General features: G+C 41.4%; 11 protein-coding genes. 2 read left to right on the top strand and 9 right to left on the bottom strand.

What is annotated here, in order from left to right:
- Positions 1-556 precede the first annotated feature (556 nt).
- Positions 557-3403 carry a MobF family relaxase gene (gene mobF, locus HCR01_RS35015; RefSeq protein WP_193200523.1) on the top strand — a complete coding sequence of 949 codons (2847 nt, stop codon included), beginning with the start codon at positions 557-559 and terminating at the stop codon, positions 3401-3403.
- A gap of 109 nt (positions 3404-3512) precedes the next feature.
- Entirely contained in the window at positions 3513-5012 is a 1500-nt protein-coding gene (locus tag HCR01_RS35020) for a DUF3854 domain-containing protein (RefSeq protein ID WP_193200524.1), read from the top strand.
- Here HCR01_RS35020 and HCR01_RS35025 read toward each other — a convergent pair.
- The 9 genes from HCR01_RS35025 to HCR01_RS35065 are packed head-to-tail and all read right to left on the bottom strand — an operon-like array spanning position 5009 to position 13999.
- Positions 5009-6247 (bottom strand): hypothetical protein, encoded by a 1239-nt coding sequence (locus HCR01_RS35025; protein WP_193200525.1) that lies wholly within the window; start codon positions 6245-6247, stop codon positions 5009-5011. The genes HCR01_RS35020 and HCR01_RS35025 overlap by 4 nt on opposite strands.
- Complete coding sequence (locus HCR01_RS35030) at positions 6240-6641, bottom strand: hypothetical protein (protein ID WP_193200526.1); 402 nt, start codon at positions 6639-6641, stop codon at positions 6240-6242. The genes HCR01_RS35025 and HCR01_RS35030 overlap by 8 nt, the downstream gene beginning before the upstream one ends.
- A gap of 14 nt (positions 6642-6655) precedes the next feature.
- Positions 6656-8431 (bottom strand): type IV secretory system conjugative DNA transfer family protein, encoded by a 1776-nt coding sequence (locus tag HCR01_RS35035; protein ID WP_320073248.1) that lies wholly within the window; start codon positions 8429-8431, stop codon positions 6656-6658.
- The gene (locus HCR01_RS35040) at positions 8428-9609 is read right to left on the bottom strand and encodes a hypothetical protein (protein ID WP_193200527.1); all 1182 of its coding nucleotides are present in this window, start codon (positions 9607-9609) and stop codon (positions 8428-8430) included. Before HCR01_RS35040 ends, HCR01_RS35035 begins: the two co-directional genes overlap by 4 nt.
- Positions 9610-9614: 5 nt before the next feature.
- The gene (locus HCR01_RS35045; protein ID WP_226889981.1) at positions 9615-10358 is read right to left on the bottom strand and encodes a TrbG/VirB9 family P-type conjugative transfer protein; all 744 of its coding nucleotides are present in this window, start codon (positions 10356-10358) and stop codon (positions 9615-9617) included.
- A 28-nt stretch (positions 10359-10386) separates the two neighbouring features.
- On the bottom strand, positions 10387-10713 hold the full coding sequence (locus HCR01_RS35050) for a hypothetical protein (RefSeq protein ID WP_193200529.1): 327 nt from the start codon (positions 10711-10713) through the stop codon (positions 10387-10389).
- Entirely contained in the window at positions 10710-12212 is a 1503-nt protein-coding gene (locus HCR01_RS35055) for a hypothetical protein (protein WP_193200530.1), read from the bottom strand. Before HCR01_RS35055 ends, HCR01_RS35050 begins: the two co-directional genes overlap by 4 nt.
- Positions 12209-12934, bottom strand: coding sequence for a hypothetical protein (locus HCR01_RS35060; RefSeq protein WP_193200531.1), 726 nt, complete (start codon positions 12932-12934; stop codon positions 12209-12211). The genes HCR01_RS35055 and HCR01_RS35060 overlap by 4 nt, the downstream gene beginning before the upstream one ends.
- Complete coding sequence (locus tag HCR01_RS35065) at positions 12935-13999, bottom strand: hypothetical protein (protein ID WP_226889983.1); 1065 nt, start codon at positions 13997-13999, stop codon at positions 12935-12937. It lies immediately after the preceding gene.
- Between the last annotated feature and the right edge of the window lie 224 nt (positions 14000-14223).

Genomic DNA, 14223 nt, shown 5'->3' on the forward strand with positions numbered 1-14223 from the left:
ATTTGGCTTAAGGTTTAATCTAATAGCTGGTTTGTACAACTATGAACTTCGTCTGCCCAAAACCGAATCTGTTTAACTGACTTTTGCAAGAGGTCTACTGACTAAATCACTGCCAAATTGTTGCCAATTTCAAGCAAGTTTTTGCTAAACCGTGTTTTTTTAAGGAGTTCAAAAATTTTTTGAAAAATTGAGGGGAGTCAGTGACCAAATCGTTGCCAAATTGAGACTGCTCGTGACTACATAGCGCCAAAATTTGACCAAGTAAAACTTAATATTTTTTCGATTGATGACGCACAATACGCCAACTTTGGCGGAAAGTTTTTCGAGTTATTTGCTATATTAAATGTCATCAGAAAGAATGAATAAAAACTTTGTTGAAGTCCAAGCCTCTCCAAAACTTTTTGACTCGTCATCAAACAGAAGTAAGTTTGGTGACGGTGATTAACTTGGACTTCAATAGGTACAGGAGTAGTGATTATTTGGTCTTCAGAGAAAATAAACAGAGTTTCTTGACCAGAGTAAGTAGATCTCGACTTGCAAATGGAGTTGGGATGCGATGCTAACAGCTGCTAATGTTTCTTCTGAAATGGCGGTAAACTACTTCGTCAAAAACTACTACCATCAGGGAAAATCGCGTTGGAGTGGTCAAGGGGCTGAAAAGTTGGGTTTGTCGGGTGCAATTGATAATGAGCAAGAGTTTTCTAATGTCATAGAAGGGCGATCGCCCCTGGGGACTGAGCAGCTAAATGCCAGAGTGCTGAAACCAAAGGAACGCAGGGCAGCGTTAGACTGTACATTTTCTGCACCTAAGAGCGTAAGCTTGATGGCGTTGGTGGGTGGAGACTCAAGATTAATTGCCGCACACCATCAGGCATTGAAAGAAGTGATAGCGTTGATAGAAAGACGTTATGCCTGTACCAGAGTTACAGATGACAACGGCAGGCACAGAGAAAATACAGGTAATTTGGTCGTAGCACAGTTTGACCACATCGAAAGTCGGGACTTAGATCCACATCTGCACACCCATTGTTTAGTCATGAATATGACCCAAACCAACGATGGTAAGTGGATGAGTCTGGTCAATGGTGAGATATTTGCGAACAAGAAATTCCTGGGGATGACATACCAAAGCTTTTTGGCGCGTGAAGTCCAGAAGTTGGGGTATGAGGTAGAGCAGCGTCAGCATGGACAATTTGATATCAAGGGCTTTAAGGAGGAAGACTTAGAAACCTTTTCTAAGCGACGACAGCAAATCATCGCCAAAGCTGGTGCTAATTCAACTTGGGCAGAACGAAATCAAGTCTGGGATAACACTCGTAAACGCAAGGAAAAGGTAACAGAGGATGAATTAAAATCACTGTGGTTTGAAGAAGCTGTGGCATTGGGTCTTACCTTTGTAAAGCCGAAAGAGCCAAAATCTCAACAAGCAGATGAATTGGTTGAGCAAAAAAGTCTGCTTGATGCGATTGCGCGAAGCGCAGTGCTGGAAGCGATCGCCCATTGTAGTGAGAGGAATGTAGCGTTTACACAAGAGGATTTGGAAAAATTCATCCTAGAGGAACGTTTAGCCACTGATCTTCGAGCGATTGAACCACTGATTAGAGAGCATCAAGAATTAATCGTTTTACCAGGGCTAGAGAGACAATACACTACATGGGCTGCGGTCAAACGAGAAATTGCTACTATTGGACTGATGTCTGATGGTCAAGGGAAATTTTACCCAATGTTACACCCGGAGGTAGCAGAGAGTTATCTAGAAAAAACCTCTCTCAACACCGGACAGCGCCGAGCAGTACAACTAGCTGCAACAACATCTGACCAATTCATAGCATGGCAGGGGGTAGCTGGTGCTGGAAAGACTTTCGCCCTCTCTCAATTGAAAACATTAGCCACTGATGCGGGATACACAATTAAGGGTTTTGCCCCCAGTTCAGCGGCCGCCAAGGTATTGAGTCAAGAGTTGGAAATTCAGTCGGAAACTGTTGCGAGATTGCTTGTAACTGAGCCACCACCAGAAGTAGAACCGAATCAAGTTTGGATTGTGGACGAAGCTGGTTTATTAAGTGCAAAGGATGCTTATGCGCTGCTACAACGGGCAACCCAGGAACAAGCTAGGGTAATCTTCGTGGGTGACACTCGGCAGATGTCAGCAGTCGAAGCAGGCAACCCGTTTAAATCCTTGCAACAGGCAGGAATTGAGACTGCATACATGAATGAGTCTTTAAGACAAAAAGACCCAGAACTGAAGCTAGCAGTAGATTTGATTGCCGATGGCAGAATAGAAGCGGGCTTTGAACGACTATCTGCTAACGGTTCTATACTTCAAATAGACAGTGAATCCAAAATAGAAGCTATAGCCAGTGATTATATGGCTGCGACACCCAATCAACGAGCTAAAACCCTGGTGCTGGCAGGAACCAACGCCGAAAGACTCTTGATTACCCAAGCCATTCGCTCGAAGCTCTTTGATGAAGGAACTTTAGGAAAAACTGCAACCATCACCCAACTACAAACTAAGAATTTATCAAAAGTACAGATGCGGTTTGCCCATAACTTTGAAATTGGGGATGTAGTCATGCCGACACGCGATTACAAACGGCGTGGACTTGCCAAGGGTCAACTGTATGAAGTGATAGGTCAAACTACTGACAAGTTGACACTCATTGGTGATGATGGCAAACATTTAGAAGTAGATACAGCCTTTGACAAAGCCGTATACAAACGTGCTGAGATTGAAATTGCGGTGGGAGATCGCCTGCAATGGAAGAAGAATGATCGCCAACTGTCAAGGCGCAATGGGCAAGAGTTTGTAGTCACAGCGATCGCTGCTGATCAAGCCTATATTAAGTATCTTGACAGTGATCGTAGCGAATCTATCAGCTTATCCCAAGCACAAAACCTAGACTATGCGCTTGTGAGTACGACATATAGTAGCCAGGGTAAGGCTGCGGATCGTGTGTTAATTTCCGCAGACTTCACTATTGGACAGGAGAGTTTTTATGTTGCTGCCAGCCGCGCCAGACATGAACTCTATATTTACACCGAAGATCCGACGCGGTTGGTGGAGCTAGCGCAAGAATCGAAAACTAAAGAGAACGCATTAGAGCTATTAAGGCAGCAAGTCAGGGAAAAGAAAGCAGAATTTCCCGAAGCTACGGCAATCTCTATCAATATAGATGTAGATGTAGCTCAAAGTCCAAAACCCAAACCGAAAGCTGCAAAACAGATGCCATGCCCAGCAGTTAAAGTTAAACAAACTGAAATAGGATCTGTTGGTGTACCAGACCGTAAGCAAGAGCCAGTAAACTTTTCAGCCCCCATCCTCAAAAGTCCTCCTCCAACAGTCGCTTTTTGGACACCTGACAAGACAGAAGCACCAAATCACATTGAAGCAAAACATTAGATCTCTTGCAAAAGTCCGAAAATTATTAGTGTCATTTTGACCAGAACATATGTGGAGGAAAGAATATCCGAGATGTTTCGCTCCGCTCAACATGACAATTTAAGCATTTATGCAAGAGGTCTATTGGTTGGAGTTGGTAGAAGAGAGTGCAATTCACCCAGACATAGCAAAGCTCAACTTCAAGACTCTCCAGTACGACATAGCAGAGGGGCAGCATGAAGCTTGGGGTCATTTACTGTACAGTGAAAAATTTGATGAAAAAACTCATCGGATTAATACAGGGGTACTGGTTAAAAAATGGCTAGACACTTACGCTCATTTGGATCATGGTGGTTGGTGGTGTGGTGCGGGGGTAGATCCGCGCTCGTTTCTTCATCTGAAGGCGGGGCAACAACCATCTACAAAGCTTTGGGGGTGCTTGAAACCAAATAACCCAAGAGCGAAAGCAGATAAACCAGGCAAGTTTATTAAGTATGAACACCCGCCACAAGTAGAAGGGAGCATTTTCTTGCTGGATGTTCCAGAACACATTGCAGACAAGATTTACAAAAAAGCAGGCGTCGAGACATCAGCAAGCGATCGCGCCAGTGGTTTTTGGTATTGTGTGTGGAAGCATAACATACCAATTACGATCACCGAAGGGGCCAAGAAAGCAGCTAGCCTACTAAGCCAGGGTCATGCAACGATTGGATTACCAGGAATTACTACTGGCTATCGCCGTGAAAAAACTGTGAGCGAGGATGGCACTATTGTTAAGGGAGATGCACATCTGCATCAAGAATTGGCGCCCTTTGCAACCAAAGGGCGCTCAATCAAGTTTTGTTTCGACTACGAAACTAAACTGGAGACGAAGCAAAATATTGAATCGGCTATATCTACAACAGGTGAACTGTTACACAAAGCAGGGGTATCGGTCAGCGTGGTGGATTTACCTGGCCCTGAGAAAGGGGCTGATGATTTCATCGTGGCACAAGGGGGACTGGCTTACGAAAAGCTCAGTGACCAAGCAATGAGATTGCCAGAGTGGAGACGCCTTTGTAGGGACATGAAGTATTCACGCACGCAAGAAGAACTACCTAAGCGAGTAACTCCTCAAGAACGACAGCAGAGATTGGAAGCTAAGGCTACTATGTCGCCTAATGCGATTGCGATGTTAGAGAAATTTAGAAAGCAGTTGAAACTATTAAGCGATGAAGATTTGGCGAAGCTGGATTTGTACATAGCAGATTATTTTAAGGAGCATGAAAACGAAGATGACCCCCAAACGCAAGGGTTGAGAGTTGTCAGGAAAGTATTGCGTGAACAGCAGGCTGAGATCCTGGAGAAATTGGAGAAGCACAAACCAGAAGATAAGAAAGAAGTTTTAAGTAGTCAGACAGAAATAAAAATAGCAGAAATGATTGAGAAAATGACTAATGAGGAGTTAGGTGATTTAGTGTTTGAAGTCATGAGTTATTTCAAGAAGCCCCATGAAGAAAATGACCCTCAACTTGAACGGATGAAGGTCATTCGTGGGGTGATGAAAAGTATGAAATCGAAAATTATTGAAAGAGTAGCAGACTACAAAGAAGAATTAGAGCAAGTAGAACAAATACGGTTGAGACATTAACGAGATATTCCCCTAGATTGCGCTTGAGACTCTGACTCGGAATAACTAAACTGTTCTGATTGCTGTGCTGCATCAAGCTTCTCAACTATAGGCTGCACTTTATCAAGCGCTTGCATTTGTTCTGGGGAAACCTCAGTAGACAAAGCGCCATCCTGAAGTACTGTAGCTCCGTTTTTAGCTTTAACTGTTACAGTTTTGCCTTGCTGCTGAAAGTCAAAACTTTTGCTGGTGTAACTTAAAGAACCGTCTGAATTTTTAGTACCCAAGTGCTTTAAAAGCGCTTTAACACTTTGATCTATCGCTTCGCTTTTAGCATTGCTGATAGACTTAGTAAACTCTTGGCGAGTATTTTGTATTTCTGTCTTAACGTTGCTAATCCCGTCATCAATGTTTTGTTTAACATCATTTACCGCAGAGTTCAAATTGCCTTTGAGGGTATCAGTCTGCGCTCGCACTTCTGACTTGAGGTTATCAACCCGTTGATTTAACTGAGTTTTTAAGTCTTCAATTTGGTTTTTGAGTTTTGTAGTTTCTGGCGTAATAGCATCCTTAACTTTGTCGACCCAATCCTTAACCGTATCTTTGACCTTTGACTCAATCTTACCTATCCAATTTTGAAGTTTGCTGTTTTGAGAGGGGGCTGGACGTTGTTGTTCAAGTTTTGACAATGCTTGTTGTGTTTTTTCTATAAGCTCTTGCTGTTTCTCCAGGGATTTTGCAAGCTCATCAACTTGGGCAGAAAGTTTAGCAATAGCCTCTGGAGTTTGTGATTCCTGGGACTGTACTTTTTGCTGTAACTCCTTTACTCGATCTACGAGAGCAGGTATGTTGTAAACTTGATACTTAACTTCTTCTCCCTCCTCTCGCTCAATTGGAACAACAGGTTTTTGAGCTTGAGTAATAGACTCAGATAATCCTAGCTTATCTACTTCCAGTTTTTGATTTTTAACTTGAAAAACTTTTTCTGAGCCAACCTTGATAACTATAGAGCCACGAGAATTTTTGGGATCAGATAATGCTTTATTTATAGCATCAACTGTCTCAGGTGTTATGGAATTTTTTATAGGCTCTTGACCAGGTGTCGCCTGATAGACTTTAGTAGGGCCAGTAAAAATGTGAACATCCTTACCTTCTCTATTACTTTCTTTTATCTTGAACTGAATTCTTTTGATTATTGAATCCAGGATATCTAGATAATCTTTTTGAATCTCCTTTGATTTTCCATCTTCAATCATTGTTTTCTCTCGCAAATAAAGAATTAATCAAGCTAGATGGGTTGACAAGAATTTCTGGGAAAGGAACATTACCCATCTTATTAAAAACTTCTTTTCCCTCAATTTCGATATAAACAAAATCTGAATCAAACATCAGGGTAATAGCATGGGGGGGTTCATTTGCTTCTGAAAGCTTATATCTGGTCAAAACACCATCAATCATGTCAATAACGGGATCAAATGAATCTTCAGAAGTATAAACCTCAACAATTCTCGGAACGTAATCATCGGGCAAGCAAGGATTATTCCAGTTATCGGCGACATTAATAATTTCAGAAGGATATTTGTCTGCTAATGCTGCTATATGAGCCGGGAGCTTATTGATTAAAATTCTTTCATGCTCAGAAATATACATAGTCAAACTCTCCATTAAATATCATTTGCTTCCTGCTTGATTCTATCTTTCTTGCTAAGCAAAGACAAGAGCTTTTCTGCCTCTGCTCGTCGTTTGTTCATTTCGATTTCTCCTACCATTTGAAGGTTTGATATAGCTCGAAGTTCTTTTTGGCATTGATACCAAGCCGTTGTACTTTTTTTCTCGGCTTGCGACCCATTGCGGGGGTCGTTATCAGAAATATTAATTCGGGACAAAATAGGTAAGTTTGTTTCACCACGGGATCTAAAACCTGGACTAATAAAAACTGCTTTACCTTCAGGGAGATTGTTGAACTGATTAACAGAAAATAACTTACGCGTGCTAACTTGATCCGAGATAGATGTACTTGCTCCCCCTTTTCCACCAGAGGAACGTGAACGCAATTTGTATCTAATCTCTTCATCTCCTAAATAATTGCTAAATCTTTCAGCAGCAACATCATCTTGAGGATTGAAAATAATCTTAGTAGCACAGCCCCCGAAAATGGCATTCGTAGTTTTTTCTCCATAAACTTCTTCAAGCATGGATAAATTTTGTAAGCCGAGAATTGAAATTAGTCCGTCCTCCCGATTCTGATTTAGCCAATCTACTAAAGCAGGTAGATACAAAGTAGGTAATTCATCAAGGGATAAAACAAGAGAATGAGTGCGTTTGATAGCAACATTACGGCTCACTAAAAGATGAATAATAGAAACTAACAATGGCGCAATTACATCACGCTTTTCTTTGTTCATCCCAAAAATCACCATTTGGCGTCCCTTAAGATCCAAGGGAATATTGGTCTGTCCGCAAAAAGCAGCTAAAGCAGAAGGAACCATGAATCTGCTGAAAAGTCCGCTTGCTGTACCAACAATACTGGCTGCTGTTTCTGGGCTACCAGCAACAGAAACGAATTGAGAAAAGGCTTCTTTGACTAAAAAATTTAGATCTGCATTTTGCAAACGCTGCACTAACTTGGGTAATCCCAAAATAGCTTGGCACATCATTACGTCTGGGAATTTCGTTCCTTTGGCCAGCATAAAAACTGCTTGTACCAGCTGATCACCGGCATTGGAGAAAAAACTATTGCCAGAATCTTCAGAACCAAGCTTGAGATTACGGTTAACTGTAACAGCAAGTTGTCTAGCCATCTCTGAATCTTCATTGCTGCGGAGGAAATCTAGAGGATTAGCGATGGCTGACTCAGGAAAACCAGGGGCGACAACAGTCACTTTATAACCCCGCTCCCTAGCATAGCCAGCCAAGACGGGCGCTTGTCCTTTACCCTTAGCTGTTGCTGATTCCTGTTCTGCGTACTTGAAATCGTATAGGATCAAGGGTAGCCCCTGGTCAATAGCAGAGCGAACAATTGGGTTCATCGCAGAGTAGGATTTCCCGCTGCCTGGACCGCCACAAACTAAAATACCTCGCTGGGCTTCTGGTAAGTATAAAACTTTTGGGTCTTCAGGTATGCGAGTTATCCGCTCACCTTTGACCACTTCAGAAGACAAGCCTTTAGGACTGCCAATAAACAAAGAAACTCTATTGTGTTTGCGCTTCTGTATTTGCAGACATGCCAGCTTCCTCGCGGCTCTCCTATCAATATTGTTTCCCCATCTGGCTGTAGCTAGCTTTCCTTTGATGCCTTTGCCTTCCATAAATTTGAGAAATCCAAAAGCAAGAATGCAAGCAACTAAGCCCAAGCCAGCGGGGGATAACATTACAGATTCCAGTCCGGTCGGTACAAGCTGGCTGAAATCAGCTTGCTCTGATGTGGTAGACTTGCTCACCGACCGCCTCCAACGATCACCAAATCATTTTCTTTGACAGAAAACCAAGGAACAGGCCCGATAAAATAGGGAGTACAAGTTTTCTGCATGAATGGCGGTCTAGCACAGATTCGGAAGAACAAACCAAAGTCAGCAGTGCCCGTTGATTCATTTATCCCAGTTAATGCTACCTTGAATGCATTTCCATAAACTAACCGCCCCGTTGGCTCCTTGCCACCATTAACTCTGGATAGAAACCCGTAGCCGCCCTTAACTTGTTGAGAGGAGCCTGAAGCCCAACGCTTACCGTAAAGGGTTCCATCAGAGCCAGAGAAATCGCCTAACTCCAGATATGGGCATTCTTTACCAGAATTGCAAGCCACTGGAACAGTGCGATCGCCCCTGACGACACTGCCGGAAATAAAATAATTAGATCCCACTTTGGCATCACCTCTTTCAGCCTGCCCAAGTACTACAGATGCTATACCAACAACGCCAATACCAGAATCAATCTTGCGGGGCATCTGATCAAAAGGCACTTGACTCAACCCTGGAACTTGGTTAACAAAACTACCCTGCCAGCCTTGAAACTTATTTAGAGGTGTAGTTGTCAGTCCGGGAATTGACTCAGTAGAATACTTGGCTAAATCAAGCTTACCTAGTGGGATGTTGGCGGCTTCAGGATTTGAAGCAATTAAGCGTGATATTTTACCCCCACCCATACTAACTTTAGACATAATTGCTGTTATAGGTGGTACTTGATTAGCGTTAAGATTACCAATTTCAGGGATTGCCTTAAGTAGAGATAACGGTGTTTGCCATTGCATCAGTCCAATATCTTTAAGCGTGAGTTTTGGATTGATTGGGACAATCGTAGACAATTGCTTAAGAGTAAAAGAACTAGTTTTAAAAGCATCATCTATATCCCCTAGCATCACTACAGAATCAGCTTTCTGTCCTGCTGACCATGACCGCGATGGGTCATATCCGAATACTGATATGAGGTTTTGAGGAATCTTTAAATATCCCGGTTGTTCCACTGGTGGTAAAGTATCCCAAGTAATCTTTGACCAATCTGGTGCTTGCGTCTGATATTTACCTTGGGCATACGTAACTGTAGGAATCTGAGCATTTGCTGAATAAGGGAATAACGCAAACGCTGATACTGTTATTGCACTAATTAAAATTTGTGTTTTCATTAATATTATAATTTTCCATAGCTAATTAACTGTTGAATTAGTGAAATTTGAACACCTGAAAGTTCTGCCGATTCTTTAATCGTTTTATCTTTTCTGAGAAGTGCAATCGCTGTTTGAATCCTTTTCCATAAACTAGAATTTTGTTGAATCTCTCCTTTCTGTTTAGCAACTAATAATCCGTAGGCTAAAGCATTAGCGTTATTTCTTTGCAATGATGTACCAACAGGTTTAGTAGTGCGTGAAACAGTCAGAATTTGAGGAGTATTATTTGTTGGGTTTGCTGAAACCGTTACGGGAGTTTGTTGTTGAGGCAATGAGAGAGGTTCGGGTTTTTCCGATTCTGACTTAACTACTAAGCTCGTATACGAGGGCTTTCCAGATGTAGCTACCAACTTAAATTGGTATTGCTTCAAGTTGGTAAGAATAGTGATTGAAGTACTGCCGTCACCACTTGATGTTACGCTTGGGAAAGAAATTGGCTTGATCTGCCGAACAAGTAATACAGTAGGTTTGTTGTTTTCGCAACTATCAGACTTGGAGCATCCGTTTAAAGAGAACACAAAACGACTTGGATCACCTAGCCACACCTGCTTAATAGTCTCACCTGTAGGCGTGAAATTAATTGTCAATCCATGACCTTTTGTGACTTTTAACTCAACAGAGCTAGATTCAATATCCTCAGAGTAAACTACTCTGGCAGGCATGGCAGACACTTTTATTGCACTAGATAAAACTAAAAATGCTGTCATAGTAAATAACTTTTTTATCATATTTTCTCTATTTTTTCAAAATTCCACTTAACAAGTACTTAATTTTAAAAATTAGAGGACTCAATTTGTTTTTGATTGATAGTGATCGATCTAAACTCCTTAGATATTCTCCTCCATCTTTTGTAAAGTCCCAGGCAATCGATACGTTTTTAAAATTTAATGCTTTCAATTTACTTAAGTACTTATATGCTTCATCAGAGTTATTAAAACAAGCTATAACACGTGCCCCATCTAGTTCAATTTCATTCTCGTCAAGTTGCAAAATAAGGAACATACCTAGTGTTAAGGCGTAGTCAATCAAAGATTGATGGTCTTGCGTTTCTTCAGGATTCATAAGGAAATTCCTTGATTGATAAATATCTGAACTGTCTTACCTGCATCTATAACAAATACTTTGTCTTGAGAATTAAACTCGCTAGTTTGTCTTTGGTTGGATGCCTGAATATCTCGCAGGACATTCCCAAATGCACCCTCACCAAATCCAGACAGCAAATCTCTGTCTCCATTAGTTGTGCTGCTAGTTGAAATACCTGACGAAGTAGTGATTATTTGACTGCTAGGGCGATTTTGAATTTCGGCAGCTTTCGCAACGCCCGCAATAACTGCGGACATTAAAGAATTTCCAACATTGCTGCCTTTACGAGATTGAGCTTTAAGGAAGCTGCCTTCTTTCGATAGAATCAAAACAGAGTTTTCAGGCAATTGTTTTTGTTGGGTTTCGCCATCCTTATTAATTAAAACTGCAACTCCGTGCAGCTGCACAAATCCTGAAGAGTTTGAATTGCTTAACTGGGCCACAAGGTAGGAACCTACTGGCAAGACTTCACTATTGTCAGCAGCTTTAAGAGGTTTGGATATCTTAATCAGATAGTTTTGAGTTACATTGCTTGAATTCTGGGGACTCCAAGCGATGGGAGTTTCTAACTTACCCTCGGTCTTGCTCCCTACGAGTACACGTTTTGCATTGTAATCAACTTCTTGATTACTAACTACTTGTTGTGATGCGTCCTGGTCAAGCACTTCTGAGCTTTGCCCAGTACCGCCCTTTATTCCGTTAACGTCTGGTAATTCATCCTCAACACTAGAACTAGAAAAGCTACCAATCTGGGCAGCAGCTTGCCACTGTTGAACAGGGTCTACAGGTTGAGACTGAATTTGAGAAACAGATGCCTGCTTAATAGAGCGAGAAATTGCAACAGGTTTAGGCTGTGGTTGTGGGATTCTAGGGGGGGCGACTAATTTAGGTTGTGGAGGTATAGAACGAACGGCAATAGGTTGCTGTTGAGGTATAGCCCTCGGTTGGGGAGGGGGAGCAACATTTACAGGTTTGGGCGATGGGACTGCATCTTGTTCTTGGTGTTGCGCTTTTTGATTACGAAGTTTTTCAAACTTTTCTTGTTGACTGGTCAAAGCCAGTGCTGTCTTTGTCTGTCCTGTTTCGTCAACAATTTGCGGCTCTTGGGATACGTTTTCAGTTTTTGTTGGCTCACCAGTTTTAGTAGTAGCCTGGTTTAAAGCAGACATAGAACCATTAATAACACTACCAATCAGGGCAATGAATAAAAGTATTCCACCTCCAACCACTGCCATCTTGATTAAAGGATTTTGTGAAATTGGTCGGGTTGTAGTAAATAGCTCCGGCTCAACTTCTTGTGGTTTGTTCTGGGCAATGGGTTCTTGAGGCTTTATGCTATTTACCCCATTCATCGCCGCAAAATCTTTTTTCTTCTGTGAAGATGTGTCGTTTGTATTTGTATCTGTATTATTAACTTCAGTAGTATTTTCAATTATAGTATTACTGACAGCTTCAGTAGTGTCGATTGTTTGAGTCATTTGCCTAACCCTAAATCTTGAATCTTATATATTTCCATTCCCGCTTGACGCACACGAGAGGCTGTTTGCTGATGCTGGGATGAAATATGAGGGAGTATTGGAGTATCTACCGCTCTAACAAAAATTGTTTTGTTAAACGCAATGGGTGAACCAACCATATTGTTTCCCTGAAACACAATAACTTCAGCAACCATGTCAATAGACCATTTACCTTGTCCAATGTTCTTTGGTTCACTAAAAAGATTAACTTTTAATATTGATTGAGTTGTGCCATTGAAAACGTCGGGAGGTGTTAATTTGGCAATCTCCTTAAGGAATGGAGCGCGAAAATCTTCAGATAAAGCAAATCCGGTTGACCATGTTGTAGTTGTGATTTTCTGATCTCCAGCCTGGACACCAGAATCAAGTTTTATTTTGTCAGAGGTATTTGGGCTGTATTCGTTAAGGGTGACTGGGACTGCATTCCAACTGAGTAAACCCGTCATTGTCTGACCGATAAAATATGTAATTGCTTGAGGTGATCTCTCGTAATTATTTATTGACGATACTCTGATAGACTCACCATTACTAAGCTCTACAAGTGTTGGCGCTTTTGATTCGGCAATTCTACCAACACGCGAGAAATTAAGCAACTCAATAAATAGTAGAAGAGTCACAAGTACAGCATTACCTATTAAAAAGATTGGCGTAAAATTTAGTTCTTTTCTTTCCAGTAGTCTCATTTATCTTTTACCTAAAACAAATTTACTACTACCAGTGATGGCAGAGAAAACAGAAAGACCACCACCAGTACCTATTGCTAAAGCTAGCAAGGGAGAGAAAATGGCTTGAATCAGCTGATGGAGCAAGGGATTGGTAGAGGGAGCGTTAACAATTGCACTGGCAGCCATCCCGACAATTATCGAATAAGAAATTAGCACTAAGGTAAGAGCAAGCCACCCTGATAGCCAAGCATAAATTGCCTTGCTACTTACTGGCAATAAAGATAAGACAAGAAAGATGGGTGAAACATAAGCAGTTAGCAAAAAAGATAATTGAAGGATGTACTGGAATGCAGCTTCCATGCCGTTTAAAACCATAAATACAACACCTTGGACAACATTATTTATAGCCTCTCCACCAATATCCCAAGGATTCCAACTGCCGCTACCTGAACCTAATTTCTTTTCAGTTCTAACTTTTATTGCATCTTGTCGAGCTTTTTCAATTGTTTCTTTTCTGCATTGTTCACGCTTATTAGTAATATTTCCTTGCTGGTCTTTTTCGACACCAGAGAAGGTATCGCACCTAGCTAAACCTGTTTGAGTTGCAAGGATAAATGCCTGATCTAAGTTGGTTATTCTTATAGCCTCTTTGAGGGTAACACCGTTTTTAGTAATAGCTAAAACGTTTCTATTTAAAGTAACAGTGACATTCCTTAATGCCAAGCAGCTGCTAGCTAACATTGCGCCATTGTTAGTTAGCATCAGAATTACTAAAAGAGGAAAAATAGTTTCATTAACTACATCAGACGAGAACCCTTCATCGGAAAATTTGGCATACCACCCTAAAGACCACCAACTAATCAAAACAATAGCAATCATTATTGAAATAGCAACTACAGCCGTATAAACTGGAGCTTTTCCATTAGAGAAATTAAGCCAATCCTCATTAAAGGAATTGACCATCATCTCAGAACCTCTAGAAACGGATTCAATGATCTCAGGTGCTATCGTTGTGCCTGTATTTTCCCCAGGCTGCTGTCCAGTTGATTGAGCGAAAAGGTAAGGCAGTAAAAGTCCAAACATGTTATTGATTCTCCCAAAAAGCATCAATAGCAGCAGCAGAGCGAATTATTTCTCTAGCAGTTGCGTTAGATTCAGCTTCTTGTTTCCTGGCTTGTTCGTTAGCACGGCTAGAGATATCAGCTAAATTAATAGACCTCTTGCAAAAGTCAGTTAAACAGATTCGGTTTTGGGCAGACGAAGTTCATAGTTGTACAAACCAGCTATTAGATTAAACCTTAAGCCAA

Source organism: Nostoc sp. MG11, assembly GCF_014904695.1.
GTDB lineage: Bacteria > Cyanobacteriota > Cyanobacteriia > Cyanobacteriales > Nostocaceae > Komarekiella.